The sequence below is a fragment of the uncultured Limimaricola sp. genome, assembly GCF_964022235.1.
Classification (GTDB): Bacteria; Pseudomonadota; Alphaproteobacteria; order Rhodobacterales; family Rhodobacteraceae; genus Limimaricola.
The window spans coordinates 106546-129588 of record NZ_CAXHZL010000006.1 but is presented as its reverse complement, the minus strand read 5'-3'; the positions used below and the strand labels follow the sequence as shown (position 1 = coordinate 129588).

At 66.3% G+C, this 23043-nt stretch carries 23 protein-coding genes and 1 riboswitch; of the genes, 14 read left to right on the top strand and 9 right to left on the bottom strand.

The window, feature by feature from the left end; translation table 11 throughout:
• Nucleotides 1–44: 44 nt before the first annotated feature.
• Entirely contained in the window at nt 45–398 is a 354-nt protein-coding gene (uraH, locus tag AADJ02_RS09790) for a hydroxyisourate hydrolase (RefSeq protein WP_341212815.1), read from the bottom strand.
• Nucleotides 399–640: 242 nt separating this feature from the next.
• Between uraH and pqqA the strand changes: the two genes are divergently transcribed.
• Genes pqqA through AADJ02_RS09760 form a run of 6 tightly spaced genes read left to right on the top strand, consistent with a single transcriptional unit; the run spans nt 641 to nt 4860 of the window.
• Complete coding sequence (gene pqqA / locus AADJ02_RS09785; protein ID WP_341212909.1) at nt 641–721, top strand: pyrroloquinoline quinone precursor peptide PqqA; 81 nt, start codon at nt 641–643, stop codon at nt 719–721.
• A 40-nt stretch (nt 722–761) separates the two neighbouring features.
• On the top strand, nt 762–1685 hold the full coding sequence (gene pqqB / locus AADJ02_RS09780) for a pyrroloquinoline quinone biosynthesis protein PqqB (RefSeq protein ID WP_341212814.1): 924 nt from the start codon (nt 762–764) through the stop codon (nt 1683–1685).
• Nucleotides 1686–1690: 5 nt separating this feature from the next.
• Nucleotides 1691–2455, top strand: coding sequence for a pyrroloquinoline-quinone synthase PqqC (gene pqqC, locus AADJ02_RS09775; RefSeq protein ID WP_341212908.1), 765 nt, complete (start codon nt 1691–1693; stop codon nt 2453–2455).
• Nucleotides 2452–2757 carry a pyrroloquinoline quinone biosynthesis peptide chaperone PqqD gene (gene pqqD, locus AADJ02_RS09770; protein ID WP_341212813.1) on the top strand — a complete coding sequence of 102 codons (306 nt, stop codon included), beginning with the start codon at nt 2452–2454 and terminating at the stop codon, nt 2755–2757. Before pqqC ends, pqqD begins: the two co-directional genes overlap by 4 nt.
• Nucleotides 2754–3944 carry a pyrroloquinoline quinone biosynthesis protein PqqE gene (gene pqqE, locus AADJ02_RS09765; protein ID WP_341212812.1) on the top strand — a complete coding sequence of 397 codons (1191 nt, stop codon included), beginning with the start codon at nt 2754–2756 and terminating at the stop codon, nt 3942–3944. The genes pqqD and pqqE overlap by 4 nt, the downstream gene beginning before the upstream one ends.
• Nucleotides 3937–4860 (top strand): alpha/beta fold hydrolase, encoded by a 924-nt coding sequence (locus AADJ02_RS09760; RefSeq protein ID WP_341212811.1) that lies wholly within the window; start codon nt 3937–3939, stop codon nt 4858–4860. Before pqqE ends, AADJ02_RS09760 begins: the two co-directional genes overlap by 8 nt.
• A gap of 177 nt (nt 4861–5037) precedes the next feature.
• On the opposite strand, the gene AADJ02_RS09755 is transcribed toward AADJ02_RS09760, so the two are convergent.
• From AADJ02_RS09755 to AADJ02_RS09735, 5 genes are all read right to left on the bottom strand, one after another.
• On the bottom strand, nt 5038–5160 hold the full coding sequence (locus tag AADJ02_RS09755; protein ID WP_341212810.1) for a hypothetical protein: 123 nt from the start codon (nt 5158–5160) through the stop codon (nt 5038–5040).
• Nucleotides 5161–5189: 29 nt separating this feature from the next.
• Complete coding sequence (locus AADJ02_RS09750) at nt 5190–6023, bottom strand: shikimate dehydrogenase (RefSeq protein ID WP_341212809.1); 834 nt, start codon at nt 6021–6023, stop codon at nt 5190–5192.
• 399 nt (nt 6024–6422) lie between these two features.
• Entirely contained in the window at nt 6423–6854 is a 432-nt protein-coding gene (locus tag AADJ02_RS09745; RefSeq protein ID WP_341212808.1) for an RbsD/FucU domain-containing protein, read from the bottom strand.
• The gene (locus AADJ02_RS09740; RefSeq protein ID WP_341212807.1) at nt 6844–7890 is read right to left on the bottom strand and encodes an aldo/keto reductase; all 1047 of its coding nucleotides are present in this window, start codon (nt 7888–7890) and stop codon (nt 6844–6846) included. Before AADJ02_RS09740 ends, AADJ02_RS09745 begins: the two co-directional genes overlap by 11 nt.
• A 9-nt stretch (nt 7891–7899) precedes the next feature.
• Nucleotides 7900–8598 carry a GntR family transcriptional regulator gene (locus AADJ02_RS09735; RefSeq protein WP_341212806.1) on the bottom strand — a complete coding sequence of 233 codons (699 nt, stop codon included), beginning with the start codon at nt 8596–8598 and terminating at the stop codon, nt 7900–7902.
• A gap of 134 nt (nt 8599–8732) precedes the next feature.
• Here AADJ02_RS09735 and AADJ02_RS09730 point away from each other — a divergent pair, with 134 nt between their 5' ends.
• The 7 genes from AADJ02_RS09730 (at nt 8733) to gcvP (ending at nt 18506) form a co-directional block, all read left to right on the top strand.
• On the top strand, nt 8733–10205 hold the full coding sequence (locus tag AADJ02_RS09730; RefSeq protein ID WP_341212805.1) for an altronate dehydratase family protein: 1473 nt from the start codon (nt 8733–8735) through the stop codon (nt 10203–10205).
• 67 nt (nt 10206–10272) lie between these two features.
• The gene (locus tag AADJ02_RS09725) at nt 10273–11769 is read left to right on the top strand and encodes a sugar ABC transporter ATP-binding protein (RefSeq protein ID WP_341212804.1); all 1497 of its coding nucleotides are present in this window, start codon (nt 10273–10275) and stop codon (nt 11767–11769) included.
• 1 nt (nt 11770) lies between these two features.
• Entirely contained in the window at nt 11771–12775 is a 1005-nt protein-coding gene (locus tag AADJ02_RS09720; protein WP_341212803.1) for an ABC transporter permease, read from the top strand.
• Between the two features lie 67 nt (nt 12776–12842).
• Nucleotides 12843–13790 (top strand): ABC transporter substrate-binding protein, encoded by a 948-nt coding sequence (locus tag AADJ02_RS09715; protein ID WP_341212802.1) that lies wholly within the window; start codon nt 12843–12845, stop codon nt 13788–13790.
• A gap of 105 nt (nt 13791–13895) precedes the next feature.
• A riboswitch (glycine riboswitch) is annotated at nt 13896–13980 on the top strand.
• A gap of 160 nt (nt 13981–14140) precedes the next feature.
• Nucleotides 14141–15262 (top strand): glycine cleavage system aminomethyltransferase GcvT, encoded by a 1122-nt coding sequence (gene gcvT, locus AADJ02_RS09710; RefSeq protein WP_341212801.1) that lies wholly within the window; start codon nt 14141–14143, stop codon nt 15260–15262.
• Between the two features lie 17 nt (nt 15263–15279).
• Nucleotides 15280–15639, top strand: coding sequence for a glycine cleavage system protein GcvH (gene gcvH, locus AADJ02_RS09705; protein WP_341212800.1), 360 nt, complete (start codon nt 15280–15282; stop codon nt 15637–15639).
• Between the two features lie 23 nt (nt 15640–15662).
• The gene (gene gcvP, locus AADJ02_RS09700) at nt 15663–18506 is read left to right on the top strand and encodes an aminomethyl-transferring glycine dehydrogenase (RefSeq protein WP_341212799.1); all 2844 of its coding nucleotides are present in this window, start codon (nt 15663–15665) and stop codon (nt 18504–18506) included.
• A gap of 462 nt (nt 18507–18968) precedes the next feature.
• Here gcvP and AADJ02_RS09695 read toward each other — a convergent pair whose 3' ends face one another.
• Genes AADJ02_RS09695 through AADJ02_RS09685 form a run of 3 tightly spaced genes read right to left on the bottom strand, consistent with a single transcriptional unit; the run spans nt 18969 to nt 22181 of the window.
• Nucleotides 18969–19367: a hypothetical protein gene (locus AADJ02_RS09695; RefSeq protein ID WP_341212798.1), complete on the bottom strand. Its 399-nt coding sequence runs from the start codon at nt 19365–19367 to the stop codon at nt 18969–18971.
• A 13-nt stretch (nt 19368–19380) separates the two neighbouring features.
• On the bottom strand, nt 19381–21672 hold the full coding sequence (locus tag AADJ02_RS09690; protein WP_341212797.1) for a xanthine dehydrogenase family protein molybdopterin-binding subunit: 2292 nt from the start codon (nt 21670–21672) through the stop codon (nt 19381–19383).
• Complete coding sequence (locus AADJ02_RS09685; RefSeq protein WP_341212796.1) at nt 21672–22181, bottom strand: (2Fe-2S)-binding protein; 510 nt, start codon at nt 22179–22181, stop codon at nt 21672–21674. Before AADJ02_RS09685 ends, AADJ02_RS09690 begins: the two co-directional genes overlap by 1 nt.
• A 249-nt stretch (nt 22182–22430) precedes the next feature.
• On the opposite strand from AADJ02_RS09685, the gene AADJ02_RS09680 reads away from it, so the two are divergent.
• Nucleotides 22431–23039, top strand: coding sequence for a cytochrome C (locus AADJ02_RS09680; RefSeq protein ID WP_341212795.1), 609 nt, complete (start codon nt 22431–22433; stop codon nt 23037–23039).
• Nucleotides 23040–23043: the final 4 nt, after the last annotated feature.

The following is a 23043-nucleotide window of genomic DNA, read 5'->3' as shown; positions in this document are numbered from 1 at the left end:
TTCGGTTGTCCCCCTTGGGGGCTTTAGGGGTCGAAACGGGCGGTCTAGCTGCCGCGATAGGTCGAATAGCCGAAGGGAGAAACCAGAAGCGGCACGTGGTAATGCTTGGCCTCTGACAAGCCAAAGCGCAGCGGCACGAGATCGAGAAAGCGCGGGCTGCCGCTGTCGACACCGCAGGCGTCGAGATACTCGCCCACCGCGAAGACCAGCTCGTAGGTGCCGGGGGCGAACTCGGCCTCGGGCAGGATCGGCGTGTCGGTGCGCCCGTCGGCATTGGTAATGAGGCGACGCAGCACCTCGCGGCGTTCGCCCTCGATCCGCGCCAGCTCGACCCCGAGCCCCGCCGCAGGGCAGCCCCTCGCCGTGTCCAGAACATGCGTCGTCAAATACCCGCCCATCGAAGATCCCCTTGTTGTTCGACCCGAAGCATAGCGTGCGGAGGGATCCGCGAAACCACGCAGCACGAGACGGTCCTTCAAGAATTTCGAGAGATACCCGAGGCCCGGCCCGCTCACGACCGCGCTGTCTCTACGACCTTCCGCCAATACTGGCCCCCTCGCCCCGCTGCTAGGCTCGATGTCACGGGCCATCGCCGCCCGCCGCCGGTCTCGCCGGTGGATCGCAACGCTAGGAGTGACGCATGGCCTGGAAAGCCCCCAAAATCGTCGAAGTCGAAGTCGGCATGGAAATCAACATGTACGCCTGCGCCAAGCGGACCTGACGACCGCACCCCGCCTGCCGCGCCTTTCGAAAGGACCATGATGCTGAAGATCACCGTTCTGGGCTGCGCGGCGGGCGGGGGATTCCCGCAGTGGAACTGCAATTGCGAGGGGTGCCGCGCCGCGCGCGCCGCGCCCGAAACCCACGAGGGGCAGGCCGGGATCGCGGTCAGCGCCGACGGCGCGCATTGGTTTTTGATCAACGCCTCGCCCGACATCCGCCAGCAGATCAACGCCACGCCCTGCCTGCACCCGCGCGCTGGCCGCCTGCGCGACAGCCCCATCGCGGGCGTCATCCTCACCAATGGTGAGGTCGACGCGGTGGCGGGGTTGTTGTCGCTGCGCGAAGGCTCACCCTTCACCATCCATGCCCACGCCCGCGTCCTAGGGGTGTTGGCCGAAAACAGCCTGTTCGGCGTGCTGCACCCCGATCTCGTCGCCCGCCGCGAGATCGTGCTCGATACCCCGTTCGAGCCGCGTCTGCCGGATGGCCGACCATCCGGTCTCGTGATTGAGGCCTTCGAGGTGCCGGGCAAACCCGCGTGGTATCTCGAAGGTCGGGCCGAACCCAGCGAGGAACGGCCCGGCGACACGCTGGGCCTGCGCATCGGCACCACGCAAGGCGACAGGGAGGTCTTTGTCATCGCTGCCTGCGGGCGTATCACGACGGCGCTGCGCGACCGGTTGCGCGGCGCGGCGATGGTGTTGTTCGACGGCACGCTGTGGCGCGACGATGAGCTGATCGAACAGGGCCTGCACCACAAGACCGGACGGCGCATGGGCCATGTTTCGGTTTCGGGGCCGAAGGGCGCGATTGCGGGCCTCGCGGATCTGGGCATTACGCAGAAACTCTTCGTGCACATCAACAACTCGAACCCGCTGCTGCGCCCGGATAGCGCCGAGCGGGCCGAGGCCGAGGCAGCGGGATGGCGGGTGCCCCGCGCCGGTGAGGAGATCTCCCCATGACCGACATGAGCTTTGACACCTCGTTCGCCTATACCGAGGAGCCATTGGAAAGCGCGGCGGCGCTGGAGCGGCGGCTGCGCGCCATCGGCGCGGCGCGCTATCACGACCTGCATCCGTTTCACGACATGCTGCACTGCGGACGGCTGAACCGGGGTCAGGTGCAGGCCTGGGCGCTGAACCGCTGGTATTACCAGTCCTCGATTCCGATCAAGGACGCGGTTGTGCTGTCACGGTTTCGGGACCGCGAAACCCGGATGGAGTGGCGGCACCGGATCGAGGATCACGACGGGTCGCCCGGCGACGAAGGCGGCATCGACCGCTGGCTCGTCCTCACCACCGGGCTCGGCCTCGACGAAGGCTACGTGACATCGGCACGCGGTATCCTGCCCGCAACCCGGTTCGCGGTCGACGCCTATGTCAACTTCGTCGGCACCCGCTCGCCGCTCGAAGCCATCGCCTCCTCGCTGACCGAGCTTTTCGCGCCGAGCCTGCATGAGCGACGGATTTCGGGGATGCTGGCGCATTACGACTTCATCCACCCCGGCATCATGACCTATTTCCAGCGCCGTCTGGGCCAGGCCCCGCGCGACGCAGGCTTCGCGCTCGATTACGTCAAGACCCACGCCCGTACGCCTGAGCAGCGCGCGCTCGTCTGCGAGGCGCTTGTGTTCAAGACAGACGTGCTCTGGGTGCAGCTCGACGCACTCTACCACGCCTATGTTTCGGGCTTTCCCCCGCCCGGTGCGTTCCGCCCGGAGGACATGGCATGAGCCTGATGCAAGCCTCCCTTCACGCGCAAAGCCGCCCCGCCCTGCCCCGCTTCGTAAAGCTGCGCTTCGACCGCGCGCGCGGCATCTGGGTATTGCTCGCCCCCGAGCGCGTGCTGGTGCCCGACGAGACGGCGGTCGAGGTGCTCAAGCTCTGCGACGGGGTGGCGACGCTGGGGGAGATCGCCGCGACCTTGGCGCGGATCTACGACGCGCCGGAGGCCGCGATCCTGAGCGACATCTGCACCATGCTGGACGACCTCGCGGCCAAGGGGTTTTTGCGTGATATGGCGGAGGCGTCATGAAGGACGAGCAGACCATGGGTGGGCTGTCGCCCGCCGCCACCGCGGGCTTTGGCATTCCCGTGGCGGTGCTGGCCGAGATCACCCACCGTTGCCCGCTGCAATGCCCCTACTGCTCCAACCCCGTGGAGATGGAGCGCGCCAACGCCGAGCTGTCGTGCGACGACTGGCTGCGGGTCTTGGGAGAGCTGGCGGACCTTGGCGTGCTACAGGTGCATTTCTCGGGCGGTGAGCCCCTGGCCCGGCGCGATCTCGAACACCTCGTCGCTCGCGCTGCCGAGGTCGGGCTCTATACCAATCTCATCACCTCGGCCGTAACTCTGACGAAGGCGCGCCTCGCTGCGCTGGCCGAGGCCGGTCTCGACCACGTGCAGATCAGCTTCCAATCGAGCGAGGAAACGCTTGGCAACCGCATCGGTGGCTACCGCAAGGGGCACGCCAGGAAGCTCGAAGCAGCGGCATGGGTGCGCGAGCTGGACCTGCCGCTGACGGTCAATGCGGTGATGCACCGGCAGAACCTGCACCAATTGCCCGAGATCATCGACATGGCGGTCTCGCTTGACGCGGCCCGGCTCGAGGTGGCCAACGTGCAATATTACGGCTGGGCGCTGAAGAATCGCGCCGCCCTGATGCCGACGCTGGCGCAGATCGAAGAGGCAAGCACGGTGGTCGAGGCGGCGCGCACCCGGCTCGGGGGCCGGCTTGCCATCGACTATGTCGAACCCGACTACTACGCCGCGCGGCCTAAGAAATGCATGGGCGGCTGGGGGCGGCAGTTCTTCAACATTTCGCCCTCTGGCAAGGTGCTGCCCTGCCACGCCGCCGAAACGATCACCGCGCTCGATTTCGACAGCGTGCGCGACCACTCGCTCGCTTGGATCTGGGAACATTCGGAGGCGCTCAACCTCTATCGCGGGACCGCTTGGATGCCCGAACCCTGCCGGGGCTGCGCCCACAAGGAAGAGGATTACGGCGGCTGCCGTTGTCAGGCCTTCGCGCTCACCGGTGACGCAGGCGCCACCGATCCGGCCTGCGCGCTGTCGCCGCGCCACGAGGAAATCTTCGCCGCGGCGCTGCGCGACTCGAGCGGTGGGTCGGATCGCTTCACCTATCGCAACTTCGCCGGTGGCACGCCCGAGCCTTTGACGACCTCCGGGGCCGAGCCGGTCATGGCCGATGACGATGGCTGAGCCTGACTTCGCGGGCCATGTGCCGATGAGCGACGGGCACGAGGTCTATGCGGAACTGACCGGCCCCGAAAGTTCCCCCCCGGCGGTGTTCCTGCACGGCGGCCCGGGCAGCGGCTGCCAACCCGCGCATCGCGCGCTGTTCGGCCCCAATACCCGCCTGCTGCTCTTCGATCAGCGTGGCGCGGGCCGCTCCAGGCCCCGGCGCTGTCGCGAGGCCAACACCACCGCGCATCTAGTGGCCGACATCGAGCGTCTGCGCGTGCGGTTCGGCATCGAGCGCTGGCTCGTTGTGGGCGGATCGTGGGGCGCGACGCTGGCGCTGGCCTATGCGCAGGCGCACCCGGACCGAGTGCGCGGCCTGGTGCTGCGCTCGGTGTTTCTTGGCACGCGGGCCGAACTGGAGACGGTGTTTCTCGACACGCTGCCGCGCTTTTACCCCGGCCTTTGGGCCGACTTCCTGTCGCTGCTGATGCCGCCCGAACACGCCGATCCTCTGGGTGCCTACTGGGCGCGCATCCTCGATCCCGACCCCGCGCGCTACCGTGCGGCCGCTTGGGCGTGGCACGACACCGAACGGATCTTGTCGCAGCTTCGCCCGACCGCCACCCGGCTCGACCTTGCAAGCCTCGACGACCCCGCCCGCGGCCTGCCTGCCACCCCCTTCATGGAAGCGCACTACTTTCGAAACGACTGCTTTCTCGATGCGCCGCTGCTGTCGCGGGTGGGAAGGCTGCGCGACGTTCCCGGCGTGATCGTGCAGGCGCGCTACGACCTGCTGTGCCCGCCTGCCACGTCACATATGCTCGCCCACGATTGGGGCCGCGCCCGGATTGTGGATGTGCCCGACGCGGGCCATGCGATGGGCGACGGCGGCACCGTTGAGGCCCTGCGCTCGGCAATCGCCGATCTGGCCTGAGCATCGGTTGCCGCGGTCGATGCCCCCTGCCGCCTCGGCGTCCCCAAGGAACAGACCAACATCTGATTGGTGCCTAGCCCCTGCATCAGGTCGAACTTGCGCTCGGACCAGTCGAAGGCCTTGGCGCGGCGCGCACAGGTTGGCTCTCGAAATCACGAAACGGCTGGAAGATCACGATCAGTGCTCCGTGGTCTCGGCGGGGCTACCGGCCTTGGCGATGAAACCCCGCCCGGAAATTTCGATCCAGTCGAGCCCCGCCGCCGCAACGGCCTCAGGCTTTTCGCGCAGTTTGCCGGGCACGGAAGCGCAGGCGATGGAACGGTGTATGTTCAGTCCTCCCTCAAACGGGCGCGCAGGAGATCTTCGTCAAGACAGCGACCGGTGAAGAGCCGCGAGGCATGAACACCCTGATAGAAGTAAAGCTCCCAACCCGAGATGATCTGCAGCCCCGAGGCTTTGGCTTCGGTCAGAAACTGCGTGTGCTCGGGGGTATAGACCGCGTCGAAGGCCCACGAGGCCCGAGCCATCGCCGTCTGGGGCAACGGCGTGCCGGGATAGCCCTCCATGCCGACGGGGGTGCAGTTGATCAGCCCGTCCGCGTCATGTGCCGCCAGAACCGCATCGCGGTACACCTCCACCGTTCGCCCGGGGGCAACGGCGCGCAACTCGGCTGCCAGCGTCTCGGCCTTGGCGCAATCTTGATCAACCACTCGCAGGGCGGCGGCCCCCAGTCCCGCGAGACCGAAGGCCACGGCACGGCCTACCCCGCCGGTGCCGATCATCAGCACCGTGCCGGGGGAGGTGTCACCGCGCACCCGCGCATAGGCCGCCCGGAATCCCGAATAATCGGTGTTGTGCCCCTTGGGGCCCTCCGGCTCGAACAGCACGGTGTTGACCGCACCGATGCCGTGCACCAGCGGGTCGTCCACCACCACCTTGCGCGCGGCCACTTCCTTATAGGGATAGGTCACGTTGATGCCGCGATAGTCGCGCGCGCAGTTTGCGAAAACCTCATGGAAATCCTGCCCCAACTCGGCGGGGATCAGGCTGTCGTAAGTGGTAGGCCTCCCCAGCATCTCACCCGCGAGGCGATGCAATAGCGGTGAGCGCGAGGCGTGGATGTTGTCGCCGATCAGTCCCAGTCGCAGGGTGTTGAGGTTCATGGATATATTACCTTGCATGGGTCAGATCCCATCGCCGCCGAGGTGCGAATTTGCCTTGCGAGCGCGCCTGTTGTCCCAGATCGGGGTTGGGCCAAGGAGAATGAAGAGCACCGCCAAGAAAAGCACCAGTGACAGCGCGCTGGCAAGCGTGCCGCATCGTAGGTGCCACAGATTATCCCGATCCGAACTGATCGCGCCGCGCCAGATCTTCCTGATTCTGAGAGTGTTGAAATCGATGCAAAGAACGGGCCAGCGTTAGTGGATACGGCGCACCCCCTCGACCTGTCGCAATGTCAGATCCTGCACCTCGCAAGCCTCCAGCACCTGCCCCGAACCAAAGCCGCGTTCGGCCCGTCGGCCCAGAGGTTCCGCGCCCCGAGTGCCGGACGCACCCGAAGATCAGCCGGCGATCACCCCTTTCTTGACGATGATATTGCCATAGAGCCGCGCCTCGCCGGTCTGGACCACCGCGAAGGCCCCCTTGGCGCGGGCGTAGAAGTCGAACCGCTCGAGGCTGGCGATCGGCGCGGGTGTATCGGCAACCCGGTCGATAATGCGCTGGAACGCGGTCACCACCTCCGGCACCGCCTGCGCGTCGCCCACCACCTGCATCACCAATGCCGGATCGGGTACGAAATCATCCAGCGGCATCACCGTGAGCACCGCCTCCAGAAGATCGGTGGCGCTGATCCCGTCGAGCCTGTGACAGCGCGGACCCAAGCCTTCGGCCGGAAAGTTGGCGTCGGCGATGACGATCTCGTCGCCATGCCCCATGGCCCGAAGGCTCCACAGGATGTCGGGCGACAGGATCGGGGGCAGGTTACGCAGCATGGCTCTCTCCTGGGATGGGGGCGTCGGGGCGGATCAGACCCTCGGCGCGCAGGTCGGACCACAGGGCGGCGGGCACGGGTGTTTCGAACACCGCGACATTGGCGCGCACCTCATCCGGCGTCGAAGCGCCGGGAATGACGCAACGCACCGCAGGATGCGCCAGCGGGAACTGCAAAGCCGCGGCGATAAGCGGCGTGTCATGCGCCGCGCAGACGGTCTCGATGCGTCGTACCTGCTCCATGATCGGTGCCGGCGCGGCGGCGTAATCGTAATGCGCGCCCGGTACCGCGCCGGTGGCAAGGATGCCCGAATTGTAGGGTCCGCCGAGGATGATCCCGACATCGCGCGCGACGCAAAGCGGCAGGAAGCTCTCCAGAGCCTGCTGCTCCAGCAGCGTGTAGCGCCCCGCGAGCAGGAAGGCGTCGAACTCCGCCTCGCCCAGCAGCCGCTCGCAGATCTCCCAGGCGTTCACCCCGGCGCCGATCGCCCCGACGAGGCCCGCGTCGCGAAGCTCGCTCATGGCGCGGTAGCCGCCGCCCGAGAACAGCTCGCGCAGCTTGTCCTCGCTGGCCTCGGCCCCATGCGTACCCGCGTCGATGTCATGGATGAGCAGGATTTCGGCCCGCTCGACACCAAGCCGGGCCCGGCTGTCGTCGAAGCTGCGCATCACGCCGTCATAGGTATAATCGAAGACGATCCGCTTTTGCGGCACATCGACAAAGGCCTCTGGCGTCACCTCATCAGGTGCACAATCGACCAGCACCCGGCCGATCTTGGTCGAGAGCGTCAGCCGGTCGCGGCCGAAGCGTTCGAGCGCCGGGGCAAAGCGGGTCTCGGACCGGCCCAGCCCGTATTGCGGCGCGGTGTCGAAGTATCGGATGCCCGCGTCCCACGCCGCCTGCAGCGTCGCCTGCGCGTCGGCCTCGGCGATGGGCCGGTAGAGGTTGCCCAAGGGCGCTCCGCCAAAGCCCATCCGCGTAAGCAGGATCGGCGTGGCAGCGCGGTCATTGAGCGAAACCGTATCCGTGATCTTCATGATCTCTCCTCAGGGGGCGCGGAAGTAATCGGGATGGGCGCGCTCCAGCGGCACGATACGCGAAATGAGCTGGCCCAGATGCCGCGCCATCGCGGCGCGTGCGGCGACAGGGTCGCGGTCGCGGATCGCGGCCAGAATGTCCTCGTGCTCGGCCACCGTTTCGGCCGGGCGGCCGGTCTCCGGCATCAGCAGGATCCGGGCGCGGCGCAGCTGCTGCGACATCTGCCCCACCGTGGAGGCAACGTGTGGAAACCCGGTGGCATCAAGGATCAGCCCATGAAACGCCTCGTCGGCTTCGAACAGTCCGACGTAATCGCCATCCTCGATCAACAGCGCTTGAAGCCGCAGGTTACGCGACAGTGCCGTGAGCTGCGCCGCGTTCCGGGTCTCGGCGACGCGGGCGACGGCGGCCAGTTCCACCGCCTCGCGCAGGAAGGATTCCTCGCGGATCACCGACATCGAGAAGCGCGACACCCGCGTCGCCGATTGCGGCACGATATCCACCAGCCCCTCGGCCGAAAGTCGGGCCAACGCTTCGGTCACCGGTGAGCGCGATACGCCCAAGGCCTCGCACAGTACGCCCTTGCGCAGCACCGTGCCCGGCGGAAAGGACAGGTCGAGAATGCCTTCGCGCAGCGCTTGGAACACCCGCTGTGTCAGCGAGCCCGCGCGGCCTTCGATGCTGATCCTCCGACTGGCGTGACCCATGCTTCCCCCTCAACTGACATGCTAGTTGACAGGTCGGGCAAGTCAATCCTAGGCTTCCGTCGGGGACGCAGGCTTGGGAGGGCTGGCGCTTGTACCGGAACGTCAGACACATTCGGCTGCATCCGCACGACAACGTGGTCATCGCGCTCGCCGCGCTGCCGCCCGGCGAAGACGTTTGCGACGTTGTCACTCGCGAGGAAATCCCGCGCGGCCACAAGATGGCGTTGGCGCCGATCCCGGCGGGAGGGCAGGTGATCCGCTATGGCCAGACCATCGGTCAGGCCAGCTGCAACATCGCCGCCGGCGCGCATGTCCATAGCCACAACCTCGGCATGGGGGCGCACTCGCAGGACTACGCTTTCGCTGCCGGGGCCCACGCCCTGCCCGACGCCGACGAGGCGCGGACGTTCCAAGGCTACCACCGCGCCGACGGCAGCGTCGGCACGCGCAATTACATCGGCATCCTGACCACGGTGAACTGTTCGGGATCGGTGGCCAAATTCATCGCCGAAGCGGCCGAGAAATCGGGTCTGTTGCAGGCGTTTCCGGGCATCGACGGCATCGTGCCGATCACCCATGGTACCGGTTGCGGCATGTCGGGCGAGAACGAGGGCTATGACACGCTGGCGCGCACCCTCAAGGGCTATGCGCGGCACCCCAACTTTGGCGGCATCCTGTTGATCGGGCTTGGCTGCGAGGTAATGCAGCTCTCCTCGCTGGTCGAAGGTCGCCCGATCCGGGCCGACGGCGCGCTGCGCTACATGACGATCCAGACCGAGGGCGGCACCCGTGCCACCATCGAGAAAGGCCTGCGCGAGTTGCGCGGCATCGCCGCTCAGGCGAGCCAAGCCACCCGCGCGCCCGCCCCCGTCTCGAAGATCATGGTGGGGATGCAATGCGGCGGCTCGGACGGCTATTCGGGCATCACCGCCAACCCCGCGCTGGGGGCCGCCTCGGACCTCCTGGTGCGCCACGGCGGCACCACGATCCTGAGCGAGACCTCCGAGATCTATGGCGCCGAGCATCTGCTGACGCGCCGGGCGGTCACGGCGGAGGTGGGTGAAAAGCTCGTCGCCCGGGTCCGCTGGTGGGAGGACTACTGCGCCCGCAACGGCGGCGAGATGGACAACAACCCCTCTCCCGGCAACAAGCGCGGCGGTCTGACCACGATCCTCGAGAAATCGCTCGGTGCCGTAGCCAAGAGCGGCAGCGCGCCCCTCTCGGAGGTCTATCTCTTCGGCGAAAAGATCGACCGCGCGGGCTTTGTCTTCATGGACAGCCCCGGCTTCGATCCCTGCTCGGTCACCGGCCAGATCGCATCGGGCGCGAACCTGATCGCCTTTACAACCGGGCGTGGCTCGGTCTCGGGATACATGCCGACGCCGGGCATCAAGATCGCCACCAACTCCGAGATGTATGCGCGGATGCGCGAGGACATGGACGTCAACTGCGGCGACATCGTCACCGAGGGGGTGTCGATCGAGGACAAGGGCCGCGAGATCTTCGAGCTGTTCATCCGCGTGGCCTCGGGCGAGCGCACCAAGAGCGAGGAGCTGGGCTTTGGCGGCGTGGAGTTCGTGCCGTGGCAGATCGGCGCGGTGATGTGAGGGCGGGCTGAGGCAGGCTGGCGATGCGGGTTTGGGAGGGCTCTTTCGCATGACGTATCTGGTTGAGATGAGGGGAATCGAGAAGCGGTTTCCGGGCGTTTACGCGCTCCGGGACGTGAGCTTCGATCTCAAGCCCGGTGAGGTTCATGCGCTGATGGGCGAGAACGGGGCCGGCAAATCGACCCTGATGAAGATCATGTCCGGCATTTATCCGCGCGACGGCGGCGAGATGTTCGTCGATGGCCGCCCCGTCACCCCCGAGGGGCCGCGCGCGGCCCAAGCCCTCGGGATCGGCATCATCCATCAGGAACTCAGCCTGATGAACGACCTCACCGCCGCGCAGAACGTACTCATCGGCCGCGAGCCGCGCCGTCGCTTCGGGCGTCTGGACGAAGCTGAGCTGAACCGGCGCACCGCCAAGATCTTTGCCTCGCTCAACCTCGATCTCGACCCGCGCGCCCCGGTAGGCCACCAGACCATCGCGCGGCAGCAATTGATCGAAATCGCCAAGGCGCTGTCCTACGCGCCGCGCGTTCTGATCATGGACGAGCCGACGGCCGCGCTCAACGATGCCGAGATTGCCGAGCTGTTCAGGGTGATCACCAAGCTCAAGGCCGACGGCGTGGGCGTGGTCTACATCAGCCACAAGATGGACGAGATCAAGCGCATCGCCGACCGCGTCACCATCCTGCGCGACGGCGCCTATATCGACACAGTCGATGCCGCTTCGACGCCGCTGTCGGAGATCATCCGCATGATGGTGGGCCGCGAGGTGACGCAGGCCGTGCCAGTCATCCCCGACACCGCGCATCAGCCGATGGCGCTCGAGGTGCGCGGGCTGACCCGGGGCCGAGAGGTGCGCGACGTAAGCTTTTCCCTGCGCAAGGGCGAGATCCTCGGTTTTGCCGGGTTGATGGGGGCCGGTCGCACCGAGGTGGCGCGCATCATCTTTGGCGCCGATCCGCGCGAGGCCGGCGACATCATCGTGGACGGCAAACCCTGCGACATCCGCAGCCCCAACGACGCGGTGCGCGCGGGCATCGGCTACCTGTCGGAGGACCGCAAGCACTTCGGCCTCGCCACCGACATGACGCTGCGCGCCAACATCGCGATGGCGAGCCTTGCGCGGTTCACCTCCCGCACGGGCGTGCTCGACGAGGCGGCGATGAAGCGCACGGCGCAGGACTACATCGCGCGCCTCGGCATCCGCACGCCCTCGGACACGCAGGAGGTGCGGCTGCTGTCGGGGGGCAACCAGCAAAAGGTGGTCATCGCCAAGTGGCTGCTGCGCGATTGCGACATCCTGATCTTCGACGAGCCGACGCGCGGCATCGACGTGGGCGCGAAATCCGAGATCTACGCCCTGCTCGAGGATCTCGCGGCGCAGGGCCGGGCGATCATCGTGATCTCGTCCGAACTGCCTGAGGTGATGCGGCTCAGCCACCGCATCGCGGTGATGTGCGAGGGACGGCTGACCGGCATCCTGCCGGGCGGGGCCGCGACCACTCAAGAGACGATCATGGAATTGGCGACACGGCGCGAGTCTGCGCTGGCGGAGGGATGAGATGACCACCACGACCACCAACGCCCCGAAATCGCCGCTTGCCCGGCTCATCGCCACTGGCGCGCATCAAAAGCTGCTTGCCTTCGCCAGCCTGATCTTGCTGCTGATCGGCTTTTCGATCGCCTCGCCCAACTTCATGCAGATGTCGAACATGATCGCCATCCTGCAGGCGACCTCGGTCAATGGCGTGCTCGCCGTGGCGGTGACGCTGGTGATCATCACCGGCGGCATCGATCTGTCGGTTGGTACGATGATGACCTTCTGCGCGGTGATCACCGGCGTGGTGCTGACCTATCTCGGCCTGCCGCTGCTTCTGGGCGTCGTCGCGGCGATCGGCACCGGCGCGCTGGCCGGGCTCTGCTCGGGCACCTTCGTGGCCAAGATGAAGATCCCGCCCTTTATCGCCACGCTCGGGATGATGCTGATCCTCAAGGGTCTCAGCCTCGTGATCTCGGGCACGCGGCCGATCTACTTCAACGACACACCCGGCTTTTCCGAGATTTCGCGCGGCTCGATCATCGGCGATCTGCTGCCCTTTCTGCCGATCCCCAACGGCGTGCTGATCCTGTTTCTCGTCGCCGCAGCCGCCTCCTACATCCTCGGGCGCACCGTACTCGGGCGCTACTGCTTCGCGCTGGGGTCGAACGAGGAAGCGGTTCGGCTGTCGGGTGTCAACACCGACCGCTGGAAAATGGCGATCTACGCGCTGTCCGGGGCCATCGTCGGCATCGCGGGCCTGCTGATCGCCTCGCGGCTGAACTCGGCGCAGCCCGCATTGGGTTTGGGCTACGAGCTCGAGGCCATCGCGGCGGTCGTCATCGGTGGCACCTCGCTTTCGGGCGGACGCGGCACGATCATCGGCTCGCTCATCGGGGCGCTGATCATGGCGGTGCTCACCAACGGGCTGCGCGTGCTGTCGGTCGCGCAGGAGTGGCAGACCGTCGTCACCGGCTCGATCATCATTCTCGCCGTCTATGCCGACATGATCCGGCGCAAGAGGGCCTGAAGTTAACGACCGGCGCAAACGCGCAAGGACGCCTGCGCGCCACAACATCCAAGGGAGGAGAAACCACATGCTGTCACGTCGCTCACTGGTCGCCGTACTCGGGGCCACGCTCACGCTGGGCGCGGCACCCGCCGCCTTCGCGCAGGACGAGATGTACATTCCGCTGATCTCCAAGGGCTTCCAGCACCAGTTCTGGCAGGCCGTGAAATCGGGTGCCGACAAGGCCGCCGAGGAGTTCGGCGTGCGCATCACCTTCGAGGGACCCGACAACGAGACGATGGTCGATCGCCAGATCGACATGCTCGCCGCGGCGTTGGCCAACAATCCTGCCGCCGTGGGTTTCGCCGCCCTCGACAGCCAGGCCGCGATCCCGCTTTTGCGGCAGGCCTCCGAGGCGGGCATCCCGATCGTCGCCTTCGACAGCGGCGTCGACAGCGACATCCCCGTCACCACCGCGACCACCGACAACGTCGCGGCGGCAGCCCTCGCCGCCGACAAGATGGCAGAGCTGATCGGCGGCGCGGGCAAGGTCGCCGTCGTGGCCCACGACCAGACCAGCCGCACCGGCATCGACCGGCGCGACGGATTTCTGAACCGGATGGAGAGCGAATACCCCGAAATCGAGGTGGTCTCCGTCCAATACGGCCAGGGCGATCAGCTGCAGTCCACCGAGGTCGCCAAGGCGATCCTGACCGCCAACCCCGACCTCGACGGCATGTTCGGCACCAACGAAGGCTCGGCCATCGGCGTGGTCAACGCGGTGCGCGAGATGGGAAGCGAGGGGCTGACCGTGATCGGCTACGATTCCGGCAAGGCCCAGACCGACGCGATCCGCGAAGGGCTGATGGCGGGCGCGATCACCCAGAACCCGATCGGCATCGGCTATGAGACGGTCAAGGCCGCCGTCGCCGTCACCAATGGCGAAGAGCTGCCCGAGATCATCGACACGGGCTTTTTCTACTACGACCAGTCCAACATCGACGACGAAGAGATCCAAGCCGTTCTCTACGAATGACCCTGCCCCGCCCCGGCCTCATACCGGGGCGGTCCCTTGCCGCTACGACGAGGCCGCCGACAAATCTCTTGCCGGACTCTGGTAGAGCGGTCAGAAATGATCGGAAGATCGTCGTCGGGAGAACCAGTCCGCTGGTGCCGAAGGAGCAACCGCCCCGGAAACTCTCAGGCCACCGAACCGACGCCGATACGAAAACTCTGGAGAGTGGCGCGCGAGACGTGCCCGCCGAAGGGATAGCGATCTCAGGCGCAAGGACAGAGGGGGCATCACCCGCGGAAGCATGAGCTTTCGCGTCTCAGTGATGCCGCCGGATATCCCGATATCTCGACGGCCAAGGGGATAGAGCCGCCATGCCGGAGCTGCACCAGACGCCGCTGCACGATCTGCACCTCGAACTGGGTGCCAAGATGGGCCCTTTCGCGGGATTTGCCCTGCCCCTGCATTATCCGATGGGTGTGATGCACGAGCACCTGCACACCCGCGAAAAGGCTGGGCTCTTCGATGTGAGCCACATGGGGCAGCTGATCGTCCGGGGCGCGGATGGCGCCTCGGCGGCCGAAGGCCTCGAGGCCCTGATCCCGGTCGACATCCTGGGCCTGCCGCTCAATCGGCAGCGCTACGGCTTTCTCACCAACGACAGGGGCGGCCTTCTCGACGACCTGATGCTGGCCAATCGGGGCGATCACCTGTTCGTCGTCGTCAACGCCGCCCGCAAGGCCGAGGACATTGGGCATATGCGCGCGCGAATGGGCGAGGCCGCGATCACCGAGATCACGGATCGCGCTCTTCTCGCCCTGCAGGGGCCCATGGCCGAGCGCGTTCTTTCGGCTCTCGACCCCAAGGCCGCCGAGATGCGCTTCATGGACGTCGCGACGCTGACGCTCGACGGCATCGAGGCTTGGGTCTCGCGCTCGGGCTATACCGGCGAAGACGGCTTCGAGATCTCGGTGCCCGCCGCACGGGCCACCGCGCTTGCGCGGCGTTTGCTGGAGCACGAGGAGGTGGCCCCCATCGGACTTGGTGCCCGCGACAGCCTGCGGCTCGAAGCGGGGCTTTGCCTCTACGGCCATGATATCGACGAGGACACGACCCCGGCAGAGGCGGCTTTGGCTTGGGCGATCCAAAAGGTGCGGCGCAGTGGCGGCGCGCGGGCGGGCGGGTTTCCGGGAGCCGAGGTGATCCTGGATGAGCTGACCGAAGGGGCCGCGCGCATGCGTGTCGGCCTGCGCCCCGAGGGCCGCGCGCCGATGCGCGAAGGCGTGCGCCTCTTTGCCGACCCGGATCAGGAGAGCCCGATCGGGCGGATCACCTCGGGCGGCTTTGGCCCCGCCGTCGGCGGCCCCATCGCCATGGGATATGTCCCCCGTGCCCACGCCGAGCCGGGCACCACCGTCTACGGCGAACTCAGGGGCAAGCGTCTGCCGCTGACGGTCGAGACGCTGCCCTTCACACCTGCGAAATTCAAACGCTGACCCCAAGGAGACCCCACATGAAGTACACCGAAGAGCACGAATGGCTGCGCCCCGAGGACGACCATGTCGTTGTGGGCATCACCGAACACGCCACGACCCAGCTGGGAGACATCGTCTTCGTGGAACTGCCGGAGGTCGGGGCCACCGTGAGCAAGGGCGACGAGATCGTGGTGATCGAAAGCGTCAAGGCCGCCTCCGACATCGCCGCACCGATCGACGGCGAGATCATCGAGGTCAACGAAGCGCTGGCCGAGAACCCCGCGCTTGCCAATGAGGACGCGACCGGCGCGGGGTGGTTTTTCAAGATCAAACCCTCCGATCCGTCGCAGATGCAAAGCCTGCTCGACGAGGCCGCCTACACCGCCCTGATCTCGTGATCGCCTGATCCTAGGAGCCCCGGATGACCTTCACCCCGACAGACTACCTGCCCTACGACTTCGCTAACCGGCGTCACATCGGCCCCTCTCCGGCGGAGATGGCGCAGATGCTGGAGATCGTAGGGGCCGAAAGCCTCGAGGCGCTGATCGACGACACGCTGCCGCCCAAGATCCGGCAGGCCGCCCCGCTCGATTTCGGCAAGGCCCTGTCGGAGCGCGAGCTGCTGCACCGGATGAAGGTCACGGCCTCCAAGAACAAGGTGCTGACCTCGCTCATCGGTCAGGGCTATCACGGCACGGTCACGCCGCCTGCGATCCAGCGCAACATCTTCGAGAACCCAGCGTGGTACACGGCCTATACGCCCTATCAGCCCGAGATCAGCCAAGGCCGGCTCGAAGCGCTGCTCAATTTCCAGACCATGGTGTCGGACCTGACCGGGCTCGAGATCGCCAACGCCTCGCTGCTCGACGAGGCAACCGCCTGTGCCGAGGCGATGACCATGGCGCAGCGCATCGCCAAGACCCGGCCGCGGGCCTTTTTCGTCGACGAGAATTGCCACCCCCAGAACATCGCGGTGATGCAGACCCGCGCCGCCCCTCTGGGGATCGAAATCATCGTTGGCGATCCCGAAACGCTAGACGCCGCAGCCGTGTTCGGCGCGATTTTCCAGTATCCGGGCACCTATGGCGAGCTGCGCGATTTCACCCCCCAGATCACACAGCTGCGCGAGCACAAGGCCATCGGCATCATCGCAGCCGATCCCCTGTCGCTGACCCTGCTCAAAGAGCCCGGCGCGATGGGGGCCGACATCGCCGTCGGCAACACGCAGCGCTTTGGCGTGCCGGTGGGCTACGGCGGGCCGCATGCCGCCTATATGGCGACGCGAAAGATCCATGCCCGCACCATGCCCGGCCGCATCGTCGGCGTCTCTATCGACAGCCATGGCAACCGCGCCTACCGGCTGTCGCTGCAGACCCGCGAGCAGCACATCCGCCGCGAGAAGGCGACCTCCAACGTCTGCACGGCGCAGGCACTGCTGGCGGTGATGGCGGGCTTCTACGCGGTCTTTCACGGGCCCGAGGGTCTCAAGGCCATAGCGCAGCGCATCCACCGTAAAACGGTCCGACTGGCCCAAGGGCTTGAAGAAGCGGGGTTCGAGGTCCGCCCCGAAGTCTATTTCGACACGATCACGGTGGAGGTCGGCGCGCTGCAATCGGCGGTGCTCAAATCGGCGGTGGACGAGGGTCTGAACCTGCGCCGCGTCGGCGCGACGCGGGTCGGCATCACCCTCGACGAGCGCACCCGCCCCGACACGATCGAGGCGGTCTGGCGCGCCTTCGGGATCGCCCGGACGGATGACAACCGCACGCCGCGCTACCTGCTGCCCGACGATTTGATCCGCACCTCCGCCTATCTCACCCATCCGGTCTTTCACATGAACCGGGCCGAGACGGAGATGATGCGCTACATGCGCCGCCTCGCGGATCGCGACCTCGCCCTCGACCGGGCGATGATCCCCTTGGGATCTTGCACGATGAAGCTCAACTCCGCCGCCGAGATGATGCCGGTGAGCTGGGACGAGTTCACCCTTCTACACCCCTATGCGCCGCGCGATCAGGCGGCGGGCTACATCGACATGATTGACGACCTCTCGGCCAAGCTCTGCGAGGTGACCGGCTATGATGCGATCTCGATGCAGCCCAATTCTGGCGCGCAGGGCGAATACGCGGGTCTTTTGACCATCGCGGGGCACCACCGCGCCCAAGGACAGGGGCACCGCAACATCTGTCTCATCCCGATGTCCGCCCATGGCACCAACCCGGCGACGGCGCAGATGGTTGGTTGGACCGTGGTGCCGGTGAAGTCGGCGGCGAACGGCGATATCGATCTCACGGATTTTCGCACCAAGGCCGAGCAGCACGCGGAGAACCTCGCCGCCTGCATGATCACCTACCCCTCGACCCACGGGGTGTTCGAAGAGACGGTGATCGAGGTCTGCGAAATCGTGCATGCCCACGGCGGACAGGTCTATATCGATGGCGCCAACATGAATGCCATGGTCGGCCTGTCGCGGCCCGGCGATCTGGGCGGTGACGTAAGCCATCTCAACTTGCACAAGACCTTTTGCATCCCGCATGGCGGCGGCGGTCCCGGCATGGGACCGATCGGCGTCAAGGACCACCTGATCGCGCATCTGCCCGGCGACCCGGTGGACGGCACCGGCGCCGTCTCGGCGGCGCCCTTCGGCTCGCCCTCTCTCTTGCCGATCTCTTGGGCCTATTGCCTGATGATGGGCGGCGAGGGTCTGACGCAGGCGACACGGGTGGCGATCCTCAACGCCAACTACATCGCCCGAAGGCTCGAAGGCGCGTTCGACGTGCTCTACAAGGGGCCGACGGGCCGGGTCGCGCATGAATGCATCATCGACACCCGCCCCTTTGCCGACAGCGCCGACGTCACCGTCGACGACATCGCCAAGCGTCTGGTCGACTGCGGCTTTCACGCGCCGACGATGAGCTGGCCGGTCGCGGGCACGCTGATGATCGAGCCGACCGAGTCCGAGACCAAGGCCGAGCTCGACCGGTTCTGCGACGCCATGCTCGCCATTCGCGCCGAGATCGCGGACATCGAGGCGGGCCGGGCTGACCGGGTCGACAACCCGCTCAAACACGCGCCACACACGATGGAGGATCTCGTGCGCGATTGGGACCGGCCCTATTCGCGAGAGACGGGCTGCTTTCCGCCGGGCGCGTTTCGCGTCGACAAGTACTGGCCGCCGGTGAACCGGGTCGACAACGCTTGGGGCGACCGTAACCTCACATGCACCTGCCCGCCGATGAGCGATTACGCCGACGCCGCGGAGTGACGTCGGGCCGCGCGCAATCTGCCATGATCGAGCGAATTGAGCGCCGGATATGGGGCTTCTAGGAAGCTCCTTTCGGAAGCGCTGTCCGTCCCCAAGAGCGATAAAGTCGCGCTCGGGGACGGCACCCAGCACTTGGCAGAGCCGCCTTCGTGCCGGACGTGGCCGCCTTCAAGGTGGAAGCCTCGTCCCTTGGCGAACAAGCCTGCGTTTTGGTCTGTGCATAGTTCGACGTGGGCAATATCCGCAGTGTCTGAACGAGGCCGTGGCCATCAACCCGATCCTCAAGCGCCAAAATCGCCCGCGAATGACCTCGCGCGCTGCTGCTTGGCCGAAGATGGCCCGCCCATGAGCGCAATAACCGGCGCGCAATGCGAAGCAAGATAGCCGCTTCAGCGCGTGGCCTGATTGCGGCTTATGACAAGCCTGCGTCCGGGCCGGAGCTACTCCGGCCCGGACGATGCCTCAGTCTTCGAGCAGTGTGAGGAAGACTGCGTCGACGGCCTCCGCACAGGCCTCGTCTTGACCTTCATCGGCCAGATCGCGCGCCTGCTGCAGCGCGGCGCGGGCTTCGATGACTTTCTCGCCGCCGTTGCCTGCCTCGTCCGCCTCTTCGACGGCTTCGACCTCTTCGGTCTCGTCCTGCACCGGCACTACTTCGGAGCGTTCGGTGTCTTCGACCGCTTGCGCCTCGCGCGCACCGGCGACGGCCTGCCCGCCCGAGGAGGCGGAGATCGCCCGCTCGGCGGCAGTGTCGAGCAGACGCTCGAACTCGTCGATCCGGCCAGCGCAATCATGCGCCAGCGCGGGTCCCGCGAGCAGGCTGGCGGCGATGGCCGCCGCAGTGATCCGGGTCTTGTTCATGTCGATCATTCCCTCAGCTGCGCAGTTGATCGGCGATCGGAAGCTGCCGGATGCGTTTTCCGGTAGCCGCGAAGACCGCGTTGGTGATGGCCGGAACGACCGGCGGCAGGCCAGGCTCCCCGACACCGCCGAGCGGGCGGTCGTAGGCGGCGTCCGAGCCTACGATATGCACGTCGATCCGCTTGGGCGCGGTCTCCATGCGCGGCACCAGATAGGTGTCGAAGTTGCCCTGCTGCGCGCGGCCCTCGGCAAAGGTGACCTCGGTCATCAGCGCTTGGCCCACACCCATGATCACCGCGCCCTCCATCTGACTGCGGATGCGGTCGGGGTTCACGTTGGCCCCGCAATCGATGGCGATCGACACGCGCGGTACAATGACCTGACCGTCCACTACCTCGACTTCGGCGGCCACGGCGACATAGCTCACGAAGCTATAATGCCCCGCGATGCCCAGACCCTGCCCTTCAGGCAATTCGCGGCCCCATTCGATGCCTTCCGCCGCTGCCTCGACCACCGCCGCCATCCGGCCGGTGTCGATCGGATAGCTGTCGGGGTTCTCGCCGTAGTTCCAGACATCACCCTGATTGGTCGGATCCACCTCTCGCGCGGGGCCGATCACCTCAAGCAGATAATCCTTGGGGTCGCGCCCCGCCGCATGGGCAAGCTCGGACACGAAGGACTGGATCGCGAAGGCATGCGGGATGTTCGACACCGAGCGGTACCAGCCGATGCGCACATGCGCCGCGGCCTGCGGATTCTCGGCGCGGATATTCTCGATTGCCAGCGGCATGTTGAGAAGACCCATGCCCAGCTCGAAGGGCAGCTTCTGTTTGGGATCTGGGGCGAAGATCGAGCCGATGGTCGGGGCCGCAGTGCGGTGCAGCCATGCGGTGGGCTTGCCCGCCCCGTCGAGGCCGGCCTGCATCTTCTCGACCGACACGGTGTGATAGAACCCGTGGTGGATGTCGTCTTCGCGTGTCCATGTCAGCTTGACCGGCGTGCCGCCCATGGCTTGGCTCAGGATGCCTGCCTCGAGCACGAAGTCGGGCTTGGACTTGCGGCCGAAGCCACCGCCCAAAAGGGTCACGTTGACGGTGACGTCGGTCTCTTCGAGGCCGAGCCGCTCGGCCAGACGCAGACGCGTCACCTGCGGCGCCTGCACGCAGGCCCAAGCCTCGGCCCGACCATCCTTGATCTCGACCACGGCGGCGGGCGGCTCCATCGGGGCCTGTGCCAGATGCGGGATGTAGTATTCCGCATCCACCGTCGTCGCGGCCGACGCGATGGCCGCGTCATAGTCGCCTTCGTCGCGGATCACTTTGCCGTCGCGGGTCGAGGCCGCCTCGGACAGCTCCGCCCGGTAGGCTTCGCTGTCGTAATCGGCGTTCGGCCCGTCCTGCCATTCGATGGTGAGCGCGTCGCGCCCCTTCATCGCAAGGTAGGTGTTCCTGGCGATGACCGCCACGCCGCCAAGCGGCGCGAAGCCGGTCGGGAAATCGGCCGCGTCGATCTTCACGACCTTCTCGACACCCTCGATGGCCAGCGCCGCGCTGTCATCAAAGCTCGCCACCCGGCCACCATAGACCGGCGGGCGCGCGACCACGGCATAAAGCATGCCCTCGCGCTTTACGTCGATCCCATAGGTCGTGTTGCCGGTGGTGATGTCCATGTTGTCGACAAGACCGATCGTGTCCTTGCCGATATAACGGAATTCGGACGGATCCTTGAGCGTCAGGCTCTCGCGCGCAGGCACCTCGAGGTCCATCGCGGCCGCGGCCAGTTCGCCGTAGCCCAGCGACTTGCCCGAGCCGGCATGGCCGACCTTGTGGCCTTCGGCCTTCACCTCCGAGACATCGACGCCCCACTGATCGGCGGCGGCCTGCTCGAGCATCGTCCGCGCGGCGGCACCGGCGCGGCGCATCGGCATGAAGAAGTGCCGCAGGCTGCGCGAGCCGTCGGTGTCCTGGTTGCCGTATTTCTCTTCGAGACCCGGCGCCTGATCGACGCGCACGTTCTCCCACTCGGCCCCAAGCTCATCGGCCACGACCATGGCGATCGAGGTGCGCACGCCCTGCCCCATCTCGGAACGGTGGCATGTCACGGTGACGATGCCGTCGGGCGCGATGGCGATGAAGACATTCGGGTCGTCGCGCCAGCCGTTGGGCATGGCATCGCGGCCGAATTTGGGCTCGTCCTCCTGCGCGCGGCCCGGACGAGGCAGGCCCACGGCCAGAACGAAGGCTCCGGCGCTCATGCCGCCCAGAAGCGCGCGGCGGCTGACGTTTGTGATCGAGCTGTCACGCATCACTTCGACTCCACTTGCTGGCTGTCCGCGTCCGGGTTGGCCGAAGCGGCTCCCGATGCCTGCTGGCCCGACGCCTGCTTGATGGCCGCACGAATGCGCGGGTAGGTGCCGCAACGACAGATGTTGGCGCTCATCACCGCATCGATGTCCTCGTCGGTCACCGTGTCATATTGATCGACCAACGCGGCCGCCTGCATGATCTGACCGGCTTGGCAGTAGCCGCACTGCGCTACGTTGAGATCGCGCCAAGCTTCCTGAACCGGGTGGTCGCCCTTTTCGGAAAGACCCTCGATGGTCTTGACCTCGGCCCCTTCGAGCACGCCCACCGGCGTGATGCAGGCGAAGGACGGCGCGCCGTCGATATGCACGGTGCAAGCCCCGCAAGCGGCGATGCCGCAACCGAACTTGGTGCCCGTCAGTCCCAGCTCGTCGCGCAGGTACCACAGGAGCGGCGTATCCTCGTCGCCATCGAAGGCGCGTTCGACGCCGTTGACCATGAGCTTGACCATTCTGGCCTCCATTTGCTGCCGAGACCGCGGGCGGGATACCGGAAAATAAGATCCCGGTGACCACACGGATTTGCGAGAGCTAACTGGCGCGACACGCCCGGATGTCCATGCCGCCCCGGCGAATTTTGTGACCATTTGTGCTTGTCGTTGCGGTAGTTCTGGAACCACATTCGTATCTCAGGGCTTTCTGGCATGATGCGGTGCGACACGGCGTCCGTCGCCGATACGAACCTCGAAAGGATATTTCCGATGAAGACCCTCACCCTCACGGCGTTCACGGCCCTTTTGGGAAGCGCGGCCATGGCACAGGACATCACTGGCGACGCCACCGAAGGCGAGGCCCAGTTCGCGCGTCAATGTGTGTCGTGCCACATTGTTGCCAATGACGATGGCGAAGTGCTTGCCGGTCGCAACGGCAAGATCGGCCCGAACCTGCATGGCGTCATTGGCCGGCAGCCCGGCGCTGTCGAGGATTTTCGCTATAGCGATGCCGTTATAGCGTACGGTGAGCTTGCCCCCGCCGACGACCTGACCGGTGCCGCGCCCACGGGCGACGACTATGAGACCGTGGTCTGGGGCATCGACAACACCGTGGCCTATCTGCAGGATCCGACGAGTTTCCTGCGTGAAGCGCTGGATGATCCGCGTGCCCGCAGCAAAATGGCCTACAAGGTCCGCGACGAGCAGGCCGCCCACGACATCACCGCTTACCTCGCCACCTTCAGCCCGGAGTTCGAGGCGGAAGGCGAGATGGAGGGTGACGATGAGGCCATGAGCGACGAGGACACGGCCGCTGACGACATGTCGACGGAAACGGACGAGATGGAGACACACTCCGAGACCGAAACCGCCAACTGAGTCC

Coding starts and splice junctions, on each gene's coding strand:
- gcvT (WP_341212801.1), top strand. CDS start 14,141: ATGCCGGAGCTGCACCAGACGCCGCTGCACGATCTGCACCTCGAACTG.
- gcvP (WP_341212799.1), top strand. CDS start 15,663: ATGACCTTCACCCCGACAGACTACCTGCCCTACGACTTCGCTAACCGG.
- AADJ02_RS09725 (WP_341212804.1), top strand. CDS start 10,273: ATGAGGGGAATCGAGAAGCGGTTTCCGGGCGTTTACGCGCTCCGGGAC.
- AADJ02_RS09680 (WP_341212795.1), top strand. CDS start 22,431: ATGAAGACCCTCACCCTCACGGCGTTCACGGCCCTTTTGGGAAGCGCG.
- AADJ02_RS09690 (WP_341212797.1), bottom strand. CDS start 21,672: ATGCGTGACAGCTCGATCACAAACGTCAGCCGCCGCGCGCTTCTGGGC.
- AADJ02_RS09760 (WP_341212811.1), top strand. CDS start 3,937: ATGGCTGAGCCTGACTTCGCGGGCCATGTGCCGATGAGCGACGGGCAC.
- gcvH (WP_341212800.1), top strand. CDS start 15,280: ATGAAGTACACCGAAGAGCACGAATGGCTGCGCCCCGAGGACGACCAT.
- pqqB (WP_341212814.1), top strand. CDS start 762: ATGCTGAAGATCACCGTTCTGGGCTGCGCGGCGGGCGGGGGATTCCCG.
- pqqA (WP_341212909.1), top strand. CDS start 641: ATGGCCTGGAAAGCCCCCAAAATCGTCGAAGTCGAAGTCGGCATGGAA.
- AADJ02_RS09735 (WP_341212806.1), bottom strand. CDS start 8,598: ATGGGTCACGCCAGTCGGAGGATCAGCATCGAAGGCCGCGCGGGCTCG.
- uraH (WP_341212815.1), bottom strand. CDS start 398: ATGGGCGGGTATTTGACGACGCATGTTCTGGACACGGCGAGGGGCTGC.
- AADJ02_RS09745 (WP_341212808.1), bottom strand. CDS start 6,854: ATGCTGCGTAACCTGCCCCCGATCCTGTCGCCCGACATCCTGTGGAGC.
- AADJ02_RS09740 (WP_341212807.1), bottom strand. CDS start 7,890: ATGAAGATCACGGATACGGTTTCGCTCAATGACCGCGCTGCCACGCCG.
- AADJ02_RS09715 (WP_341212802.1), top strand. CDS start 12,843: ATGCTGTCACGTCGCTCACTGGTCGCCGTACTCGGGGCCACGCTCACG.
- AADJ02_RS09720 (WP_341212803.1), top strand. CDS start 11,771: ATGACCACCACGACCACCAACGCCCCGAAATCGCCGCTTGCCCGGCTC.
- pqqC (WP_341212908.1), top strand. CDS start 1,691: ATGAGCTTTGACACCTCGTTCGCCTATACCGAGGAGCCATTGGAAAGC.
- AADJ02_RS09685 (WP_341212796.1), bottom strand. CDS start 22,181: ATGGTCAAGCTCATGGTCAACGGCGTCGAACGCGCCTTCGATGGCGAC.
- AADJ02_RS09750 (WP_341212809.1), bottom strand. CDS start 6,023: ATGAACCTCAACACCCTGCGACTGGGACTGATCGGCGACAACATCCAC.
- pqqE (WP_341212812.1), top strand. CDS start 2,754: ATGAAGGACGAGCAGACCATGGGTGGGCTGTCGCCCGCCGCCACCGCG.
- AADJ02_RS09695 (WP_341212798.1), bottom strand. CDS start 19,367: ATGAACAAGACCCGGATCACTGCGGCGGCCATCGCCGCCAGCCTGCTC.
- pqqD (WP_341212813.1), top strand. CDS start 2,452: ATGAGCCTGATGCAAGCCTCCCTTCACGCGCAAAGCCGCCCCGCCCTG.